This is a genomic window from Fusobacterium sp. FSA-380-WT-3A, from assembly GCF_012843705.1.
Lineage (GTDB): Bacteria > Fusobacteriota > Fusobacteriia > Fusobacteriales > Fusobacteriaceae > Fusobacterium_B.
In genome coordinates this window covers 87,789-108,509 of sequence record NZ_JABAFQ010000005.1, presented here as the reverse complement: position 1 = coordinate 108,509, position 20,721 = coordinate 87,789, and the positions used below count along the sequence as shown (strand labels likewise).

Annotated in this window: 16 protein-coding genes and 1 tRNA gene; 7 read left to right on the top strand and 10 right to left on the bottom strand. The window is 26.8% G+C overall.

The genetic code is table 11. The annotated features are described in order from the left end of the window. Window positions 1-78 precede the first annotated feature (78 nt). Window positions 79-1,473: an aminopeptidase P family protein gene (locus HF862_RS05105; RefSeq protein WP_170186845.1), complete on the bottom strand. Its 1,395-nt coding sequence runs from the start codon at window positions 1,471-1,473 to the stop codon at window positions 79-81. A gap of 185 nt (window positions 1,474-1,658) precedes the next feature. Between HF862_RS05105 and HF862_RS05100 the strand changes: the two genes are divergently transcribed. The 3 genes from HF862_RS05100 (at window position 1,659) to HF862_RS05090 (ending at window position 2,910) form a co-directional block, all read left to right on the top strand. Continuing rightward, window positions 1,659-1,747: transfer RNA gene (locus HF862_RS05100), tRNA-Leu, on the top strand. 267 nt (window positions 1,748-2,014) lie between these two features. Further along, window positions 2,015-2,308 (top strand): hypothetical protein, encoded by a 294-nt coding sequence (locus tag HF862_RS05095; protein WP_206039023.1) that lies wholly within the window; start codon window positions 2,015-2,017, stop codon window positions 2,306-2,308. Continuing rightward, window positions 2,308-2,910: a lysine exporter LysO family protein gene (locus HF862_RS05090; RefSeq protein ID WP_170186844.1), complete on the top strand. Its 603-nt coding sequence runs from the start codon at window positions 2,308-2,310 to the stop codon at window positions 2,908-2,910. The genes HF862_RS05095 and HF862_RS05090 overlap by 1 nt, the downstream gene beginning before the upstream one ends. Window positions 2,911-2,967: 57 nt before the next feature. Here HF862_RS05090 and HF862_RS05085 read toward each other — a convergent pair whose 3' ends face one another. The 7 genes from HF862_RS05085 to HF862_RS05055 form a co-directional block, all read right to left on the bottom strand. Next, window positions 2,968-3,990: a permease gene (locus tag HF862_RS05085; protein ID WP_170186843.1), complete on the bottom strand. Its 1,023-nt coding sequence runs from the start codon at window positions 3,988-3,990 to the stop codon at window positions 2,968-2,970. Between the two features lie 95 nt (window positions 3,991-4,085). Then, window positions 4,086-4,445, bottom strand: a complete 360-nt coding sequence (locus HF862_RS05080) for a thioredoxin family protein (RefSeq protein ID WP_170186842.1) — start codon at window positions 4,443-4,445, stop codon at window positions 4,086-4,088. Between the two features lie 72 nt (window positions 4,446-4,517). Next, window positions 4,518-4,796, bottom strand: coding sequence for a metalloregulator ArsR/SmtB family transcription factor (locus tag HF862_RS05075; protein WP_206039022.1), 279 nt, complete (start codon window positions 4,794-4,796; stop codon window positions 4,518-4,520). A 143-nt stretch (window positions 4,797-4,939) separates the two neighbouring features. Continuing rightward, window positions 4,940-5,881: an NrtA/SsuA/CpmA family ABC transporter substrate-binding protein gene (locus tag HF862_RS05070; RefSeq protein ID WP_170186841.1), complete on the bottom strand. Its 942-nt coding sequence runs from the start codon at window positions 5,879-5,881 to the stop codon at window positions 4,940-4,942. Between the two features lie 20 nt (window positions 5,882-5,901). Next, window positions 5,902-6,609, bottom strand: coding sequence for an ABC transporter ATP-binding protein (locus HF862_RS05065; protein ID WP_170186840.1), 708 nt, complete (start codon window positions 6,607-6,609; stop codon window positions 5,902-5,904). Beyond that, entirely contained in the window at window positions 6,602-7,285 is a 684-nt protein-coding gene (locus HF862_RS05060) for an ABC transporter permease (RefSeq protein ID WP_240934789.1), read from the bottom strand. The genes HF862_RS05065 and HF862_RS05060 overlap by 8 nt, the downstream gene beginning before the upstream one ends. Before the next feature lie 223 nt (window positions 7,286-7,508). Further along, the gene (locus tag HF862_RS05055) at window positions 7,509-8,672 is read right to left on the bottom strand and encodes a dicarboxylate/amino acid:cation symporter (protein WP_170186838.1); all 1,164 of its coding nucleotides are present in this window, start codon (window positions 8,670-8,672) and stop codon (window positions 7,509-7,511) included. Window positions 8,673-8,871: 199 nt separating this feature from the next. Here HF862_RS05055 and HF862_RS05050 point away from each other — a divergent pair, with 199 nt between their 5' ends. From HF862_RS05050 to HF862_RS05035, 4 genes are all read left to right on the top strand, one after another. Further along, complete coding sequence (locus HF862_RS05050; protein ID WP_170186837.1) at window positions 8,872-11,919, top strand: UvrD-helicase domain-containing protein; 3,048 nt, start codon at window positions 8,872-8,874, stop codon at window positions 11,917-11,919. Between the two features lie 210 nt (window positions 11,920-12,129). Continuing rightward, window positions 12,130-13,188: a carbamoyl phosphate synthase small subunit gene (locus HF862_RS05045; protein WP_170186836.1), complete on the top strand. Its 1,059-nt coding sequence runs from the start codon at window positions 12,130-12,132 to the stop codon at window positions 13,186-13,188. A gap of 51 nt (window positions 13,189-13,239) precedes the next feature. Beyond that, on the top strand, window positions 13,240-16,446 hold the full coding sequence (gene carB / locus HF862_RS05040; RefSeq protein WP_170186835.1) for a carbamoyl-phosphate synthase large subunit: 3,207 nt from the start codon (window positions 13,240-13,242) through the stop codon (window positions 16,444-16,446). A 135-nt stretch (window positions 16,447-16,581) separates the two neighbouring features. Further along, on the top strand, window positions 16,582-18,165 hold the full coding sequence (locus tag HF862_RS05035) for an amidohydrolase (protein ID WP_170186834.1): 1,584 nt from the start codon (window positions 16,582-16,584) through the stop codon (window positions 18,163-18,165). Between the two features lie 153 nt (window positions 18,166-18,318). Here the strand turns inward: HF862_RS05035 and HF862_RS05030 are convergent, their stop codons facing one another. Together HF862_RS05030 and HF862_RS05025 are read right to left on the bottom strand one after the other, a co-directional pair. Continuing rightward, on the bottom strand, window positions 18,319-20,253 hold the full coding sequence (locus HF862_RS05030) for a TRAP transporter permease (protein ID WP_170186833.1): 1,935 nt from the start codon (window positions 20,251-20,253) through the stop codon (window positions 18,319-18,321). Further along, window positions 20,231-20,719, bottom strand: coding sequence for a DUF1850 domain-containing protein (locus HF862_RS05025; RefSeq protein WP_170186832.1), 489 nt, complete (start codon window positions 20,717-20,719; stop codon window positions 20,231-20,233). The genes HF862_RS05030 and HF862_RS05025 overlap by 23 nt, the downstream gene beginning before the upstream one ends. Window positions 20,720-20,721: the final 2 nt, after the last annotated feature.

The following is a 20,721-nucleotide window of genomic DNA, read 5'->3' as shown; positions in this document are numbered from 1 at the left end:
TTGTTGTGGTGACTATATTATACAAAAAAGAGAGCTGAGTAAAACATTTTTTTTAAAATGTTACTCAGCTTTTTTTAATTATTTAAAAGCTTTCGCTCTTACTTCTTCAACTTCTTCAGGAGTTTTTACCATAGTTTCTCCAAGTCTAATATTACCTGTTTTAGTAACTAAGAAATCTCCCTCATATCTCATTCCACCGAAATTCATATATTTTTCAAGTTCTTCATAATTTATATATTCAGGGAATTTATTTTCATTTTTCCATTTTTTTATTAATTCAGGAATAAAGTAAATTCCAGGTTCCACAGTAAATACAAAATCTTCTTCTAACTCTCTACCAAGTCTTAAAGAAGCAAGTCCAAATTGAGTACTTTTAGCTTCTCCATTATATCCTACAATTACTTCTCCAATATTTTCCATATCATGTACATCAAGTCCCAACATATGTCCTAAACCGTGAGGCATAAATAAAGCATGTACACCTTTTTCTACAATTTCATCAATATTTCCTTTTAATATATTTTTTGCAACTAAACCTTTTGCTAAAACTTTACAAACTTCCAAATGAATTTCTTTATAAGTTATTCCAGGTCTAATTAATTCACTAGCTTTATCAAACATAGAAATTAAAAGATTATAAAATTCTTTTTGTAGCGGAGTAAATTTACTAGATACAGGGAAAGTTGTAGTCATATCTCCACAATATCCACTTTCTGTTTTAGCACCAGCATCTATTAAAAGTAAATCTCCCTCTTTTAAAGTATTTCCATGATAATGATTATGTAAAGTTTGACCATTGACAGTACAAATAGTTAAGAAAGAAAGAGTACAATTTTTACTTTTAGCTACATTTTCAAGAGCAGCAACTACTTCATATTCTTTCATACCAGGCTTAGCAATTTCCATAGCTTTTAAGTGCATATCTCTAGTAACATTAACAGCCTTTATAATCTCTTGAACTTCTTCAGGAGTTTTATAATTTCTTTGTTCTACTACTGCATAACTTAATTCTTCAGAAATATAATCATTTACTTCACTAGGTTTAATTTCAAGCCAATCAGCAATATTTATAATATTATTAGGTAAATATTGGTTAATATAATGGATTTTTCTACCACTATGTTTTACTTCATATAAAAATCTTTTTATCTCTTCATAGGGAAAAAGATTTTCAACTCCAACTAATTTACATTGGTCACCTAAAGAAATTTGAGGACCAGACCAAATTATATCATCCATTGTAAGTTCATTACCAAATATATATTCTTGTTCTTTATCTATATCAATAACTCCAATAAGATTTTCTTTATTTAATCCAAAATAATAAAGGAAAGTAGAATCTTGAACAAATGGGAATGTGTTATCACGACAATTTGCTGGAGAAAGAGAGTTTCCACAAATTAAGATAATCCCATCTTCAAAATTATTTCTTAAAGCCAATCTTCTTTTTTCATAAGTACGTCTAGCAAACATATAATCCCCCCTACTAAATTAATCTTTCTATAATTATAATCTTTTTAGTTTAAAAAAGCAATAAAATAAAAAGAATTAAAAAAATAAAACTATTGGAAATAAAGAAAAAAATTAAAAAATAATAAAAACTGTTGACAAAAATTAGCTAATATAGTATACTTATTGTTGTCAGGAGGCTGACAAATGCCTGGATGGCGGAACAGGTAGACGCACAGGACTTAAAATCCTGTGGTATCTTGATACCGTGCCGGTTCGATTCCGGCTCTAGGCACCACTTAAAAGATTAATCTTCTAGGTAAGCTAGAAGATTTTTTTATGTCTAAGATAATTATAAGTAATTTTTTATCTGACATATTTATGACATTGTTGCTAATTATAATTAATATATCATAATATTTTCCCAATTAATTATCATAAAAAAGAAGCGATTTTCTAATTGAAGATTACTTCTTTTTTATTTTATAAAATTTTTTTAAAAATATTGAAAAAATATTAATATATGGTATAATTTTTAGAAATGTAAAAATATTTGGAGGGAAAAATGCAAATTTTAATCTACATTATTATTTTAGTGTTTGGAGCAATGTTAGTTAGAAAAAATCTTATACCACAAGCTGTAAAAGAAAAATTAAGACTTTTACAAACAATCTCTCTTTTTATACTTTTGGGAACAATGGGGTATAAAATAGGAATAGATGATAAAATAATTGCAAATATCAGCAAAATAGGGATACAATCTTTAATTTTTGCTATTTGTACCACAACTTTTAGTGTGGCTTTTACATATCTATGTTTTAAGACTTTAAAAAAAGTTTTTAAAGAGGGGGAAAAATAATGTTAGGAATAGGAATTTCAATTATTTGTGGGATTATTTTAGGATTATTTTTTAGAAATGATATGATAATAAATAATGTAGATTCATTGGTAAGTTTTGGACTTTGTCTTTTATTATTTTTTGTAGGTATGGATATAGGGGATAATGGAGATATATTTAATAGTTTGAAAAAATATGGAAAAAAAGTATGGTTACTACCACTAAGTACAATTATAGGCTCTGGTATTGGAGGATATTTAGGAGCTATTTTAACTAAAATAGGTATGGGGGAAGGAATAGCTGTAAGTATGGGACTTGGTTGGTATTCTTTATCAGCTATAGAACTTTCTAAAATAAGTGCAGAGTTAGGAAGTGTGGCTTTTTTAACAAATGTCTTAAGAGAAATAATCTCTATTTTTACAGTTCCTTTTATAGCAAAATATATCGGTTCTTTAGAATCTGTTTCTGTGGCAGGAGCTACAGCTATGGATACTTTGCTTCCAATTATAAATAGAAGTAACTCATCAGATATTTCTGTTGTAGCATTTTTTTCAGGAATGTTTTTAACAACTGCAGTTCCATTTTTAGTAACAACAACGATATCTATATTTGGTTTAATGTAAACATAATAAAAATTATAAAAATAAGAGGTTGCTATATTTTATAACAACCTCTTATTTTTATATAATATAATATTGAAATAGGTTAAAGAAATATCCAACTATTATAATTCCAATAGTACAAATTCCTACAAATATTTTTAATAATTTTGGCTTTATAGCCTTTCTTAACATTATTAGAGATGGAAGGGATAAAGTAGTTACTGCCATCATAAAAGATAGGATACTTCCTAAATTAGCTCCTTTAGAAAATAATGCTTCAGCAATAGGAATAGTTCCAAAAATATCAGCATATATAGGAACTCCTATTAAGGTTGCTAATATAACTCCAAAAGGATTTTTGCTTCCTAAAATTCCAACTACCCATTTTTCTGGAATCCAGTTATGAATTATGGCTCCAATTCCAACTCCTATTAAAATATATGGAAAAACTTTTTTAAAAGTTTCTATTGTTTGCTCTTTAGCATATATTAATCTTTCTTGCATAGTTAAATCAGGGATTTCAATATCTATATTTCCATTTTTTGAAGCAGCCAAAATAAAATCTTCTATTTCATTTTCAAGTTTCATTTTTTCTATAAGAGTTCCACCAACTACAGCTATTACAAGTCCTAAAATTACATATAAAAGAGCAACTTTACTTCCAAAAATACTCATCAATAAAAGTAGAGAACCTAAATCTACCATAGGTGATGAAATTAAAAAAGAAAATGTAACACTTATTGGAAGTCCTGCTGATGTAAAACCTATAAACAAAGGTATAGATGAACAACTACAAAAAGGAGTAACAGTTCCTAATAATGCTCCTATAATATTTGCTGTTAATCCATGAAATCTTCCTAATATTTTTTTACTTTTTTCTGGAGGGAAATAACTTTGAATATAACTGATAAGAAATATTAATGAACAAAGTAAAATCACTATTTTTATTACATCATAGAAGAAAAAATGTATTCCAATAAATAAGTGACTACTTTTATTTAATCCCATTTTTATTAAAATAATCTCTACTAATTGATTTAACCATTTCATACTCAAAATTTGATTTTGTATAAAAATCCAAATATTAATTAAAAAACTCATATACTCTCCTTATATTGATAAATATCGATTTATTATTTTTATAAAAAGACTGTCGAAAATTAATTATTATAAAAATACAACAGTCTTAATATTTTCTAATTTTTTTCTATTAAATTTTTTATTTGTTCTTTTGATAAAACTTTTCCGTAAGAAACAATTTTTCCATCTACCCATAGACCTGGAGTAGACATTATTCCATATTTAGCAATCTCAGAAAAATCTCTCACATGTTCTAATTGAAATTCAAATCCTAGTTCTTTTAGAGCTTCTAAAGTATTTTCCTCCAAAGTATTACAATTTTTACAGCCAGAACCTAAAATTTTAACTAAAACTTTTTTATCAGAATTTTTACATTCACATTGACAAGAAGTTTTTTCTATATCAACTTTTTCTATTTTCTCAGCACCACAAGAACAACCACAATCTTTTTTAAATAATTTATCAAATAATCCCATATCTCCTCCTTAAAATAATATTATATATTTAAATATATCGATATATTTCTGGATAAAAAATAGATAATATAATTATCTATCTTTTAATATATCCTCTAAAATATTTTTTACATTTTTAAAACCATCTACATCAAGAGAATAATACATCCACTTTCCATTTTTAAAACCTTTAACAATTCCAGAATCTATTAAAATTTTCATATGATGAGATAAAGTAGGCTGTCCAATATTTAATTGCTCTAATAATTTACAACCACATAACTCTCCTTTTTGTAAAAGATGAATAATTTTAAGTCTATTTGGGTCACAAAAAGCTTTAAAAATTTTAGAGTTTTTTTCATATTTATTCATTATTCCCCTCCTTTTATAGATTAATTATAAAATACACTTCGATAATTGTCAATATGTTTTTTAAAAAATTAGAACTGTTACAAAATATTTTTTATAGAATGTAACAGCTCCAATTTTATCTATGTTAAATTTCTCCCAAAAACTTATTTAACAATTATACTTTCTACATCAATTGCCTTTTCTTGTAGTCCATTAGCAATTAAAAAATCTTGAGTAGCTTTTAAATCTTTAATATCATTTTCTGTAATAGCAGTATTAAAATCATAAAGTGGGAACATAGTTCTAACTTCTTCAGGAGTATTTTCAACTTCCTTAGCAACTTTATCAACTATATCCTCAAAATGATTATTTATAATATCTAAAATATCATCATTAGTTTTATTAAATCTTTCCATAGCTTTAGGATATTTTTCTAAAAAATCTCCTCTTACAGCAGTAACAACTAAACCTTGTACAAGTCCTTCTCCTGTTGTAATAACTTTTGCTCCAGACTTTATAGTATTAAGAGCCACAGGGCCAGCTAAAAGAGCTATATCAACACTTCCATTTAAAAGAGCAGACATTGCTCCAGGAAGTCCCATATTTAAAAATTCTACATCATCAACATTTACATTTTCTGTATTTAAGTATGTTACTAAAAGTTGATGTAAAATAGTTCCTTTAGGACCAGCAACTTTTTTTCCAATAAAATCTTTTGGTGATTTTATATTTTCATCTTTAGTTAATATCATAAATACTTTTGGAGCTCTAGTATAAACTCCTGTAATTTTTAAATCTACTCCATTAGAAGCTCCTATTAGAGCAGAAGTAGAACTAAGAGCATATAGAATATCCATTTGTCCAGATGCTAAAGCTTGGATTTGTTCAGGCCCAGTTGTAAGCTCAGAAAATTTTATTTCTGTATTGACATCATCAAAAGCTTTTTGGAAAAGTCCATCATTTCTACCTAAAATAGAGGGAATATTAAGAGGAGCTTTAACATAAGTCATATTAATTGTCTTAGGATATTCCTCTACTTTTTCTTTACCACATCCAATAAAAGCAAAAACTACAAGTAATAAAATAGCAAATAATTTTTTTTTCATTTTGAATCTCCTTATAAATATTATTCTAATAATTTTTTGATTTCCTTTTTTATGTTTAAAAATTTTGTACTATCAATATCTCTTTCTAGATTATTTCCTAAAGAAAATTCGTAAAAATTTTTTTGACTTATAACTAAAATTTTATTTGCAATAGTTAGAGCTTCATCAATATCATGGGTTACAAAAATAATTCCCTTATTAGTATTTTTAAAAACATCAACTATAACTTTTTGTAAATTTTTTCTAGTAAAATAATCAAGAGCTGAAAAAGGTTCATCCATTAAAAGTATATCTGGATTATAAGAAAGTGCTCTAGCTATAGAAACTCTATTACTCATTCCTCCAGATAACTGATTAGGAAAAAGATTTTTACAATTATCAAGGGAAACTAAAGATAAGAATTTATCAACATCAGAGCTAGATATTTTGTTTTCTTTATCATGAATTTTTATATTTTTTTCAACTGTAAGCCAAGGCATAAGACGACTTTCTTGAAATACAAAACCTATTTTAAAATTAGGAACTTCCATATTATTTTTTAAAAAAGTTATATTTCCTAAAAAGTCTTTATCTAAACCACCTAGTATTCTAAGTAAAGTAGTTTTTCCACAACCACTTTTTCCTAAAATAACAGTTATTTCATCACTATTAATTTCTAAATCTATATTTTTAAAGATTTCTTTATCTTGAAATTTTTTATTAAGATTTTTAAGTATAAATTTATTCATAACCTATAAAACCTCTCTTCTTTAAAAAACTTCCAATAATTTTAGATAGGAGTTTATCAGTAAAAATTCCAAAAATTCCAATGGAAATAATTCCAATGGTTACAATATCTATCCTTGATAAAAGTTGTCCATCCAATATTAAATATCCAAGTCCAGAAGAAGCAGCTATCATTTCAGCTCCTATAATGGACCTCCATGAATAACCAATAGAAAGTTTTACTCCAAGAAGTATATCAGGAATGGAGTTTGGAAATATAATTTTTTTAAATATCTCCCATTTATTAAGTCCAAAAACTTGTCCAACCTCAATAAGTTTTTTATCACAACTTCTTATTCCTTTTAAAGTATTCAAAAAGATAGGGAAAAAAGAAGCCAAAACTATAATCACTATTTTTGAAGTTTCACCGATTCCAAACCATAAAATAATAAGAGGCATAAGGGATAAAGGAGGGACATTTCTAAAAAATTCTAATATTCCTTGAAAATATATATATAGTTTAGGAAAAGTTCCAAATAGTATAGCAAGAGGAACTCCTAAAGAAAAAGCAATAAGAAAACCAAAAAAAACTCTTAAAAAACTTGTGAAAAGATGATGGAATAATTTTCCATTTTCAATAAATATAATAAAAGTATTAAAAACTTTCCAAGGAGTTGGAACTAAAAAAGTATTCCACATTTTAAAATAGGAAGTTATAAACCAAAATATAAAAATTCCTAAAAATAAAATATGTTTTTTAAAAATATTTTTATTATCCATAATTTTGCCTTTCTAAATTATTTACTTTATAATTTTAACATAGGAAAAAAATAAAAGCAAGTAAAATAAAAAGGATGTATAAAATAATAAATTACTTTATAGCATCCTTTTTATTTTATATTAATTTGACTTTAAAGTTTTATTAAGCCTTTTTCTTACCATATAATCCGTTAAGAATCATAGTTAATGCTCCGTCACCTGTTACGTTACAAGCAGTTCCGAAACTATCTTGAAGAGCAAATACTGTAAGCATTAAAGCAACTCCTGTATCATCAAATCCTAAAACAGAAATGATAATTCCAATTGATGCCATAACAGTTCCACCTGGTACTCCAGGAGCTCCAACAGCAAATACTCCTAATAAAATTACGAATAATAACATTGTTCCAAAGCTAGGGATGTTTCCATATAATATTTTAGAAACAGTCATAACAAAGAAAACTTCTGTTAAAACAGAACCACAAAGATGAGTAGTTGCTCCTAATGGCACACCAAAGTTTACAATATCTTCATCTAAAACTGTAGATTTTTTAGCACAAGATAAAGCAACTGGTAATGTAGCAGCAGAAGACATTGTTCCAACAGCTGTTAAATAAGCTGGACCATAATGTTTTAATACTTCCATAGGGTTACATTTATTAACAATTCCACCAATTGTATAAAGAATAGTTAACCAGATGTAGTGTCCAACTAATACAATTACAATAACTTTAGCGAATACTGGGAATTGTTTTGTAATTCCACCTTCATAAGCAAGAGTTGCAAATGTACAAGCAATGAAAGCTGGTAAAATAGGAATTACTATTCTGTTAACAACTGCTAACATAATATTTCCAAATTCTAATAATAATTCTTCAGTTCTTTTTGAACCAGTCCATACAACAGCAAGTCCTAAAACTATAGCAAGAACTAAAGCTGTCATAACTTGCATTACTGGAGGAATTTCAACTTTAAAAATTAATTCAGGGATAGATTTTAATCCTTCAGCATTATTAACAATATTTAATTTAGGAATTAAAGCATATCCAGCAATCATAGACATAACTGCAGCTCCAACAGAAGAAACATATGAAAGTCCTAACATTGTAGCAAGCATTTTACTAGCGTTAGATTTCATTTGTGTTATAGCAGGAGCTATAAATCCAAGAATAATTAAAGGAACTGTAAAGAATATTACTTGTCCTAAAATAAATTTGATAGTGTTAATAAGCCCTATAACACTTTCACCAACATAAAGACCTATAACAAGTCCAACAACTACTCCAATAATAAGTTTTATTATTAGAGAATCTTTCATCTTTTCCATAAAAAAGACCTCCTAAGAAATAAATAATATTTAGTTACTAATAGAGTATAGCTCAATAGCAACTAAAAGTCAAGAGAAAATGAAATAAAAAAAAAGAAAATGAATTAAAATGGTTCATTTTTAATAAAAACTTTTATAAAATAATAAAGTGTAGTATAATTTAATATATTAAAAAATAATTACAGAAAAGAGGATACGTATGAAATTTTTAATAAGGGAAACTTTTTTCAAAAATATAAAAAAAGAAAAAATAAATTATATAGAAAAAAATTTATTATATTTTTATGAAGAAATTTTAAAAAATATAAATAATATAAGAGAAATTCCAAAAGGTTTTTGGATAAAAAAATTAAAAGGTGTAGAAAATAGATTTGAATTTAGGATAAATAACGGGGATAGAGTATTTTTTTCTTTAGATAAAAGAAAAGATGAAGAGGAGAAAATAACTTTTATATTATACTCTTCTCATGATAGAGGAGTAAAAAAAGGAAAAAATGCTGAGATTAATAATTTAGAAGAATTTTCTATAAATAAAAATGAATTTATAGAAGAAAATGAAGAGATACCTCAAGAAGTGTATTTAGATTATAGCCAAGTTATCAGTTATGAAGTTACAGAAGATGGAGAGTTCTCTAAGGTAGGAAGTGATAAAAATATATATTATTATTACTATTTAAATGATGAGCAGTATGAAGCTTTAAAAGAACCGACTCCTTTACTTGTAGCTGGAAGTGCTGGTAGTGGAAAATCTACAATTACAATTAGAAAAATTTTAAATCTTGAAGAGTATCAAGAATTTTATGGAATAAAAAAAATAGGATATTTTACAGGAAATGCTCTTTTAAAAGATACTATTAAGGAGCAATATCAAATATTTAGAAAAAAAGATGTACCTAAGATAACTGATTTTTACACACCAAGAGAATATTATAAAAAGACTTTGGGGATAGATACTAGAAAAATAGTCCGTCTAAAAAAATTTAAGGAGTTTATCTCCTTTTCTTTTCCAAATAGAAAAAAATTAGGAATAGAAGATTTTAATATCTATTTTGAAATTATGGGGATATTAAAAGGGCTTATGAGTAAAGGGAGTACAGATAATTGGGAGAAAGATTTAACTTCTAAACTTATGTCTTTGGAAAATTATTTAAATTTAAATAAGAATTATTCATTATTAGATGATGAATCTAAAAAAATTATATATAAAATAGCTGAAAAATATGAAGAGTGGAAAGATGAAAATAATCTTTACGATATGAATGATTTAGCTGTTAGGGCTATAAAAAATCAACCTCAATATGATTTTATAATTGTTGATGAAATTCAAGATTTTACAGAAGTAGAAATATATTTTATGTTAAGTCTTTTAAAAGATAAAAGAAATATATTGTTAGCTGGAGATATACATCAAATGATAAATTTCAACTCTTTTAGTTTTGAAAGACTTAGAAATTATTATTTTAAAAATAATCTTCAAAATACAGAAGTAGTTCTTAGTAAAAACTATAGAAATTCTAAAAGTATAGTTGAACTTGCCAACTTTTTAACAGAACTTAGAAAAGAATATATAGGAAATTTAGGAGTAAAAGATTATAAAGAAAACTTTATAGTTGATAGGGGAAGTATAACAGTTATTCCTCCAGATTATGATTTGTTAAAGAAAGTTCAAACTGATGTTAAATTTGCTATAATAGTTTCTTCTAAAGAGGAGAAATATAAATTGGATAAATTTTCAGATATTCATATGAGGGTTTTTAGTGTAGATGAAGTAAAAGGATTAGAATATGATAATGTAGTTTGTCTAAACTTAGCTACTACAAATCTTTTTGCTTGGGAAAAAATATTTAATAAAGATGTAAAAAGAGACCAGAGATATAGAAAATATTTTAATCTTTTTTATGTGGGGATTACAAGGTCAAGAAAAAATCTTATTATTATGGAGGAGAAAATCTCTGGAAATAAACTTTTAGAGAAAATAAAAGATTTTATAACAATATCAGATAATAGTGATAAGGAAAAAATAAACAGAAAGATAAATAAAGAGATTCATCATTCAAATAAAGAGGAATGGTTACAAGAGGGAATTAGATTATATAATGTAGAAAACTATGAAGAAGCCCAAAAGGCTTTTGAAATGGCAGGATATCCTACTTGGATACTAGAAAAAAATATAGAGGAAGATATAGAAAATGGAGATTATAAACTAGCTTTAGAAAAGATTAATAAAAATAATCTTGATAAAAAGAAAAAACATTATGAGAATTTAATAATTGATACTTTGTTAAAAAAAGAAGATTATATAAAAACTCTTATATATATAGTAGAAATTTTAGATACTCCATATAAATATAATGAAGTAAAAAGAATATTTACTGAAAAATTAGAAGAGGGGGTATTTAGTAAAAAAGAGTTAGATAGAGCCATAGCAATTTTTAGTAAAAAACAAGAGAATAATATATTAGGAGATATATATAGTAAACAAAATAATTATTTATTAGCTATAAATTTTTATAAAAAAGCCTCTAATTTTGCTGGAATTGCTAAAATGAGAAAGAAAATTTTAGAGGAAAATTTTAATAAAGTAGAGAATTATTTTGAAAAAATTAATATAGTAGAAAACTTATTAGGGAAGAAGGATATAAATTCTTTTGATAAAAATAAACTTACTCCAATTTTTAATAGTTTAAAATATCAAGATATGGATATTTTAGATATGCTTATATATTTAGGTGCTAAATATAATGGGAAAGTACAAGGGAAATATGATATTTTAACTTATATTTCTAAAGAAAATTATTCTAAATCTATAGAATTGTATAGATATTTTTTAGATAAGGGATATGAGTATATATTTGATTCTAAAGTAGAAACTCCTATGGAATTTTCCTTAAAAAATAAAAATAGAGAGCTAACTGAATTTATTTTAAAATCAAAAATAATAAAAGATGATTATACCAGCTTAGATACCAATCCTATTGACTTATGTGCTGAATTATATGAGATTAAATATTTTAAAATTTTTATGAAAAAACTTGATTTAGAAAAAATAAATGATAGAATAATAGAAAAACTATTTCAGTTTGTATTAGGTCTAACTCCTGATAATAATATTCAAACAAGAAAAAAAGAATTGATGAAAAAAATTTATATTAGAATAGTTAGTGAAAAATATCCTGATTTAAAAGAAAGATTAAAAAAAATTGTAAAAGAGAGGGAAGAACAGGAAAAAAACCTTGACAAAAAATAGAACTTATAGTAGAATATTGTTCGAAAAATAATTAAGGAGGAAAAAATGAAAAGGCTAAACTTTTTATTAAATAACAGAAAATCAATATTTTCTATAAAAAAAGGACTCCTTTTTAATTTTTCTATTTTTTTAAATTTATTATTAATTTTTTATATTTTATATATATAGATATAACTTAAATGTTATATCTTTTTTTTTAAAGGAGGATATATGAAAGGAAAATTGATTCTTGAAAACGGACAAGTTTTTGAGGGAAAAATTTTTGGAGAGTTAAAAGGTACTGTAGGAGAAATCGTTTTTAATACTGGAATGACAGGATATCAAGAACTTTTAACAGATCCTTCATACTGTGGTCAAATTGTTGTAATGACATATCCAATGATAGGAAACTATGGAATCAATTTAGAGGATATGGAGTCTGATGTATCAAGATTAAAAGGGTTTATCATTAAAGAAGACGCTAAATTACCAAATAACTTTAGATGTGAAATGACTCTTGATGGATTCTTAAGACAAAATAATGTAGTTGCATTTAAAGGGGTAGATACAAGACAATTAGTAAAAATCATAAGAGAACAAGGAGCTATGAAAGCTATAATAACTCCTGAAGATTTAACAGCAAAAGAGATACAAGAAAAATTTGATAATTTTTCAAATAAAGAAGCAGTAAAAGAAGTAAGTACAAAAGAAATCTATGAAATTCCTGGAGATGGGTTAAGAATAGGAGTTATGGATTTTGGTGTTAAAAGAAATATATTAAGAAATTTTTCAAAAAGAGGGTGTCATTTAGTAGTATTCCCATGGGATACAAAAGCTGAAGAAATATTAAGTTATAATTTAGATGGAGTATTTTTATCAAATGGACCTGGAGACCCTGCTGATTTAGGAAATGTAATAGAAGAAATTAAAAAATTAGTTGGAAAATTACCAATTACAGCAATATGTTTAGGACATCAATTACTTGCTTGGACATTAGGAGGTTCTACAACAAAATTAAAATATGGACATAGAGGTGGAAATCATCCAGTTAAAGATTTAGATAGAAATAGAATTTATATCACTTCTCAAAATCATGGATATGTAGTTGATAAAGTTCCAGCAGATATGAGAGTTACTCATATAAACTTAAATGATAATTCTGTAGAGGGAATGAAAAGTGAAAAATATAATATAATGTGTGTTCAATACCACCCAGAAGCATGGCCTGGACCACAAGATTCTGAATATTTATTTGATGAATTTGTAGAATTAATGAAAAAAGGAATGTAATTAAGGTTTGTGTTATTTTTTAATTTTTAAATAGATGAAAGGACTAAAAAGATGTTAGATAAAAGTATAAAGAAAACATTAGTAATAGGTTCAGGACCAATTATAATAGGGCAAGCTGCTGAATTTGACTATTCAGGAACTCAAGCATGTGAAACACTAAAGAAAGAAGGGATTGAAGTTGTACTTATTAACTCAAACCCAGCTACAATAATGACAGATAAAGCTGTTGCAGACAGAATATATATAGAGCCAATCACAGCTGAATTTATAGAAAAAGTAATTGCAAAAGAAAGACCAGACTCAATTCTTGCTGGAATGGGAGGACAAACAGCTCTAAACTTAGCTGTTGAATTAGAAGAAAAAGGAATTCTTGAAAAATATGGAGTAAGAATTTTAGGAACACCTATCCAAGCAATAAAAAGAGGAGAAGATAGAGAACTATTTAGAGAAGCAATGGAAAAAATAGGAGAGCCTATTATCAAAAGTAAAATAGTTGAGTCTTTAGAAGAGGGATATGAAGTTGCTAGAGAAATTGGATATCCAGTAGTTGTAAGACCTGCTTATACATTAGGAGGAACAGGTGGAGGATTTGCTCACAATCCAAAAGAATTAGAGGAAATCTTGTTAAAAGGATTAAGTCTTTCAAGAGTTGGACAAGTATTAATAGAAAAATCTATACTTGGATGGAAAGAGATAGAATATGAAGTAATAAGAGATAAAAATGGAAATACAATTACAGTATGTAACATGGAAAATATCGACCCAGTTGGAATACATACAGGAGATTCAATAGTTGTTGCTCCATCTCAAACTTTATCAGATAGAGAATATCAAATGCTTAGAACTTCAGCTATGAAAATAGTAAATGAAATTGGAGTTGTTGGAGGATGTAACGTACAATTTGCTCTTCATCCAAAATCTTTCAAATATGCAATAATTGAAATTAACCCAAGAGTATCTAGGTCATCAGCTTTAGCATCAAAAGCTACAGGATATCCAATAGCAAGAGTTGCTACAAGATTATCATTAGGATATTTATTAGATGAGGTAAAAAATGAAGTAACTGAAAAAACTTTTGCTTGTTTTGAGCCTACATTAGACTATATAGTTGTAAAAATTCCTAAATGGCCATTTGATAAATTCAAAAATGCTAAGAAAACTTTAGGAACAAAAATGATGGCTACTGGAGAAGTTATGGCAATTGGAAATAACTTTGAAGCAGCTTTCTTAAAAGGTGTTAGATCTCTAGAAATTGGAAGATATAACTTAGAGCATCCAGCTGTTAAGAAAATGACTATGGAACAATTAAAAGAAGCTGTTGTTAAACCAGATGACATCAGAATTTTCATAGTTGCTGAAATGTTAAGAAGAGGATATATAAAAGAAAAATTACAAAAATTAACAGGAATAGATAAATTCTTCATGGAAAAAATCGAATGGCTTGTAAGACAAGAAGAGATTTTAAAGAAAATGAAATATGGAGAATTAGATTATAAATTCTTGAAAAACTTAAAGAAAAAAGGATTCTCAGATAAGGGAATTGCTGAATTAATGGGTGTTACAGAACACGACATTGAAAAGAAAAGAAAAGAGTTAGGAATTAAACCAGTTTACAAAATGGTTGATACTTGTGCAGGAGAGTTTGCTGCAGATTCATCTTATTACTATTCAACTTATGATGATTTTGATGAAGTAGAAGTAGAAAATAAAAGAAAAGTTATAGTTATAGGTTCAGGACCAATAAGAATTGGACAAGGAATAGAATTTGACTATTGTACAGTTCATGCTGTAAAAGCTTTAAAGAAATTAGGAATTGAAAGTATAATTATAAACAATAACCCAGAAACAGTTTCAACAGACTTCTCTACAGCTGATAGATTATATTTTGAACCATTAATATTAGAAGATGTTATGAATATAATTGAAAAAGAAAAACCAGAAGGAGTTATACTTCAATTTGGAGGACAAACTGCTATAAAATTAGCTAATGACCTTGCTAGAAAAGGAATAAAAATCATAGGAACTTCTGCTGAAAAAATAGATGAAGCTGAAGACAGAGAAAAATTTGAAGCTATGATGGAAGAATTAGATATAAAAAGACCAAAAGGAAGAGCAGTTTGGGATGTAGCTCATGGAATTGAAATAGCTAATGAAATTAAATATCCAGTACTTGTAAGACCTTCTTATGTATTAGGAGGACAAGGAATGGAAATTTGTCATGATGAATATAACTTAGTAAAATACTTAGAGTCATCTTTTGATAGAGACCCTGAAAATCCAGTATTAATAGATAAATATTTAAATGGTATTGAATTAGAAGTAGACGCAATCTGTGACGGAGAGGAAGTATTAATTCCTGGAATTATGGAACACTTAGAGAGAGCTGGAGTTCACTCTGGAGACTCTATTACAATCTATCCTCAACAAAACTTATATGAGGGAACAGAAGAAAAAGTATTAGAAATCACTAAGAAAATTTCAAAAGCTTTAGAAACTAAAGGTATGATGAACATTCAATTTATAGCATATGAAAATGAATTATATGTTATAGAAGTTAACCCAAGATCATCAAGAACAGTTCCATACATTTCTAAAATTTCAGGATTACCTGTTATAGAAATAGCTACAAGAGTAATTTTAGGAGAAAGCTTAGAAAGTATAGGATATGGAACAGGAATTTATAAAAAACCTAATTTAATTGCTGTAAAAGTACCAGTATTCTCTACAGAAAAATTATCAGAAGTAGAAGTATCATTAGGACCTGAAATGAGATCAACAGGAGAAGTTTTAGGAGTTGGACATACAGTAGATGAAGCAATTTATAAAGGATTATTAGGTGGAAAAAGAGTTAATAAAGTTTCAGGAAGAAAGATTTTATTAACAATAAGAGATAAAGATAAAGATGAGTTCTTACCTATAGCTAAAGAGTTATCTGAACTTGGTTGCCAATTATTTGCAACTGCTGGAACTAATAAATATTTACAAGAGCATGGAATTAAATCAGAAGTTGTAAGAAGAATAGGAGAAGAAGAGCCAAATATCTTAACTATCCTTATGAATAAGAAAGTTGATTTATTAATCAACACTCCAACTAAAGCAAATGATGCTCAAAGAGATGGATTTAAAATGAGAAGAACAGCTACAGAATATGGTGTAGAAGTATTAACTTCTATTGATACATTAAAAGCTGTTATAAAAATGGAGAAAAAACATCTTGAAGAGGATAAACTAGAAGTATTTGATATTTCTAGAATTTAATTAAAAAATAAGTAAAATTAAAAGGGTGTTACATATTTTGTAACATCCTTTTTTATTATAAAAATTTATAGACTAAATAATATTAAATAGGTTATAATTAGTTTAGATTAAATAATTATAAGAAGGGTGAGGAAAATGAAATTATTTAAGAATGGTAAAATTTATACAATGGATAGAGAAAATAAAATAGTAGATTCTATTTTAGTAGAAGAGGGAAAAATTGTAGGAATAGGAAGAGAAGAAGAATTAATAAAAAAATTAAATGGTGGAGAAATAATAGATTTAGAGGGAAAAACTGTTATACCTGCTTTTAATGATAGCCATGTTCATTTTGTAAATTATGGATATAATAAGAAAAAAATTCCTTTATATTCTTGTAGAAGTGTAGAAGATGTAGTAAAAATTGGAAAAGAGAAGTTTACTGTATATGGTGGTTGGGTATTAGGAAGAGGATGGAACCAAGATTTATTTATTGGTGAAAAAAGAATGCCAACAAGAGAAGATTTAGATAAAATATCAACAGAATATCCAATTTGCTTTACAAGAACTTGTGGACATGTGGCAGTAGTAAATACAAAAGCTTTAGAAGTATGTGGAATTACTAAAGATACAAAATGTAGTGGTGGAGATGTAGATTATGAAAAAGGAACTTTTAGTGAAAATGGTTTATATTTAGTTTATTCTCATATTCCAAGTCCATCATTAGAAGAATTAAAAACTATGTTAGTGGAAACTCAAGAGGAATTTTTCTCTATGGGAATTACATCTGTACAAACTGATGACTTTGAAACTTTCCCAGATAAAGATTTTGCAAAAATTATAAAAGCCTATACAGAATTAGAAAAAGAGGGAAAATTAAAAATAAAAGTTACTGAACAATGTCTTTTCCCAGAGATTGAAAAAATAAAAAGATTTAATGAGCTTGGATATACTTTTGGATATGGAAGTAAAAATTTTAGAATAGGGCCTATAAAACTTTTATTAGATGGTTCTTTAGGAGGAAAAACAGCATTTTTGCAAAAACCATATATAGATAATGATAAAAATTATGGAATAGCTACTTATACTATAGAAGAATTTGAAAAAGTTGTAACTTTAGCAGATTCATTAGGATATCAAGTTGCTGTTCATGCTATAGGTGATGGAGCTATAAAAATGTGTGTTGATGCTTTTGAAAAGTTACCAAACTTAAATAATAAAAGACATGGAATAGTTCACTGTCAAATTACTACAAATGAGTTAATGGAAAGAATGAAAAAATTAAATATTTTAGCATATATTCAACCTATATTTTTAGATTATGATTTACATATTGTAGAAGATAGAGTAGGATATGAAAGAAGTTTAGAAACTTATGCATGGAATACAATGAGAAAATTAAATATTCCAATGGCTTTTGGTTCTGATTCTCCTGTAGATACTGCTGATGTAATAAAAGCTTTACATTGTGCTGTAAATAGACAAGATATAAGCTTTAGACCAGCAGAAAAATGGTTACCTAATGAAGCATTGCCAATAGTAGATGCTATTAAATATTATACAGTAGGTGGAGCCTTTGCCTCTTTTGAAGAAAATTTAAAAGGAACTATTGAAGTAGGAAAATTAGCTGATTTTGTTGTACTTAGTGAAAATATCATAGAAATTCATTCAGAAGATATTTTAAAAATTAAAATTGATACAACAGTTGTAGAAGGAAATATAGTTTATAATAGAAAATAATTTTTTATAAATTCTTAATCACATAAAGTATAAAATAAAAAGAGATGTTGTAGTTTATAATAATAAATTTACAACATCTTTTTTATATAGATTTAGAGTAAATAAAAAACTACACTCTTTATCTTATCTCTAAGATTAGAGTGTAGTGAAATTTTAATTTTGTAATTTTTTATTTCTTATATATTGAATTCCTATAAGGAATAATAAGATACCAAGTCCAATCATATCTTGAACTCTGTTAGCATTAATTAACATAATAGAACCAACTAGTGCTAAAGCTCTAAATACAATATTTAGATTAGTAAATAGATATCCTTCAACAGCTATTCCTATTAAGAATACTCCTAAAGTAGAAGTAATAGCTACAATTATTGCCCCAACAACTGAAACATCTAACAATAGTAATCCAGAATTGTAAATAAACATATATGGAATAATAAATCCTGCTAAAGAAAGTTTAACAGAAGCTAATCCAGTTTTCATAGGATTACCACCAGAAATTCCTGCAGCTGCAAATGAAGCTAAAGCAACAGGTGGAGTTATATTGGCAAACATTGCAAAATAGAAAACAAATAGGTGAGCTGCCATATCTTTAATTCCAAGTTGAACTAAAGCAGGAGCTGCCATAGTTGCTGTGATTAAATATGCAGGAATACTAGGTAATCCCATACCTAATATCATACAAGTTACCATTGTTAAAATTAATGTTGAGAACAAACTAGCATGACCTAATTCAATAATAGCATCAGCCATGTTTAAACCAAATCCAGTTAAACTAACTACACCTATTATGATACCAACTATAGCACAGGCAATAGCAACAGATACAGTAGAACGTGTAGCTTCAGCAAAAGCATCCAATATATCTTTTATACTCATTCTAGTTTCTTTTCTAAAATAACTTACTATTATTGTTAAAACTATTGTCCAGAAAGCAGAGAATATAACAGTTCTTCCACTTAAAAGTAACATATATAATAAGAATACAATTGGAATTAATAAATGTCCTCTAACTTTTAATACATCTTTAGCTTTTAAAAGATTTTCTTTAGGAATTCCAACAAATCCTTCTTTAGAAGCTCTAAGTTGTACTTGAACTAAAATTCCTATATAATATAATATTGCTGGAATAACAGCACTTTTTATAATTACACTATATTTAACTCCTAAAGTTTCAGCCATTATAAATGCAGCAGCTCCCATTACTGGTGGTAGTAATTGTCCTCCAACAGAAGCAGTAGCAACAGCTGCTCCAGAAAATTCATCAGAGTAACCTGTTTTTTTCATAAGAGGAATTGTAAAAGCACCAGTAGTAACAACATTGGCAACAGCAGAACCATTTATAGAACCTAAAAGTCCACTGGCAATAACAGCAACTTTTGCAGGTCCACCCTTTGAATTTCCAGCAATAGCTAAAGCAATATCATTAAAGAATTGCCCCATTCCAGATTTATTCATAACAGAGCCAAATAATATAAATAGGAAGATATAACTTGAAGCAACACTTACAGAAGTTCCATAAATTCCCTCTGTATTGATGAAACAATGGTTTACAACATTTGCCCAAGTATATCCTCTATGCATAAAAATAGATGGCATACTTCTTCCAACTAATGCATAAACTATAAATAAAAAACTTAATATTACTAATGGCCAACCAGATATTCTTCTAGAGGCTTCCATTACTAATAGAATAAGTAATGTACCTAAAATAACATCAGTAGTATTTGGAGTTCCCATTCTATTTATAAAGTTTTCCCAATCTATCCAAATGTATGCTGCTATAGCTAAAGATAAAATAATCAAAATATAGTCATACCAAGGAATTTTACGTTTAGGAGATTTTTTTCTCATGGGATAAAAAACAAAAGCCATTGAAAGCATCATAGCTACATGTAGAGATCTATGCATATGAGTAGCTGGATATCCAAGAGCTGATGTTAAAAAATGATATAGAGCTATTACTATTGCTATCCAATAAAGAGATTTTGTCAAAATAGCACTATCAAATTTTCTTGTTTTTGTTTCTTTATCAAATTTTTGTATCAATTCTTCTTGTTTTTTTTCATCTAATACTTTTTCTGTCACAGAATAACCTCCTTCTAATTTCTAGCTTCATTAATTCATGATGAGGTAGTATATAACCTTTTGTTAAAATTTTTCCATTTAGAGAAATATAAATTAAAGCAGTTTTGGAATTAATCCATTGTATATTTTCAAATGGTTGATTAATATTTTTCATATGTACCAAACCATCTTTTTCAACTTTTACATCTCCTTTGTTTTCAGGAATTCCAGCTCCAAATCCAGCAACAGAGATTTCTCTTAAAATAAGAGAATTATTTTTTTGAATTTGAAATTTTTCATTCCAAGGAATATGTTCAAAAGAATGAATCCATTTATATTCAATGAAATCATCAGTTTTTACTTTTTCTTTTACATAAATTTCATTTGTTTTTATATTATAAATTAATAAAACTTTTTCATTATACAGTTTTATTGAAAAAATTATTCCTAAAATGATTAATCCCAAAAACAGCTTTTTCTTTTTCATAA

Bases quoted from the DNA above. Each gene is read 5' to 3' on its own strand.
- HF862_RS05105 (WP_170186845.1), bottom strand. From the start codon at position 1,473: ATGTTTGCTAGACGTACTTATGAAAAAAGAAGATTGGCTTTAAGAAAT.
- HF862_RS05095 (WP_206039023.1), top strand. From the start codon at position 2,015: ATGCAAATTTTAATCTACATTATTATTTTAGTGTTTGGAGCAATGTTA.
- HF862_RS05090 (WP_170186844.1), top strand. From the start codon at position 2,308: ATGTTAGGAATAGGAATTTCAATTATTTGTGGGATTATTTTAGGATTA.
- HF862_RS05085 (WP_170186843.1), bottom strand. From the start codon at position 3,990: ATGAGTTTTTTAATTAATATTTGGATTTTTATACAAAATCAAATTTTG.
- HF862_RS05080 (WP_170186842.1), bottom strand. From the start codon at position 4,445: ATGGGATTATTTGATAAATTATTTAAAAAAGATTGTGGTTGTTCTTGT.
- HF862_RS05075 (WP_206039022.1), bottom strand. From the start codon at position 4,796: ATGAATAAATATGAAAAAAACTCTAAAATTTTTAAAGCTTTTTGTGAC.
- HF862_RS05070 (WP_170186841.1), bottom strand. From the start codon at position 5,881: ATGAAAAAAAAATTATTTGCTATTTTATTACTTGTAGTTTTTGCTTTT.
- HF862_RS05065 (WP_170186840.1), bottom strand. From the start codon at position 6,609: ATGAATAAATTTATACTTAAAAATCTTAATAAAAAATTTCAAGATAAA.
- HF862_RS05060 (WP_240934789.1), bottom strand. From the start codon at position 7,285: ATGTGGAATACTTTTTTAGTTCCAACTCCTTGGAAAGTTTTTAATACT.
- HF862_RS05055 (WP_170186838.1), bottom strand. From the start codon at position 8,672: ATGGAAAAGATGAAAGATTCTCTAATAATAAAACTTATTATTGGAGTA.
- HF862_RS05050 (WP_170186837.1), top strand. From the start codon at position 8,872: ATGAAATTTTTAATAAGGGAAACTTTTTTCAAAAATATAAAAAAAGAA.
- HF862_RS05045 (WP_170186836.1), top strand. From the start codon at position 12,130: ATGAAAGGAAAATTGATTCTTGAAAACGGACAAGTTTTTGAGGGAAAA.
- carB (WP_170186835.1), top strand. From the start codon at position 13,240: ATGTTAGATAAAAGTATAAAGAAAACATTAGTAATAGGTTCAGGACCA.
- HF862_RS05035 (WP_170186834.1), top strand. From the start codon at position 16,582: ATGAAATTATTTAAGAATGGTAAAATTTATACAATGGATAGAGAAAAT.
- HF862_RS05025 (WP_170186832.1), bottom strand. From the start codon at position 20,719: ATGAAAAAGAAAAAGCTGTTTTTGGGATTAATCATTTTAGGAATAATT.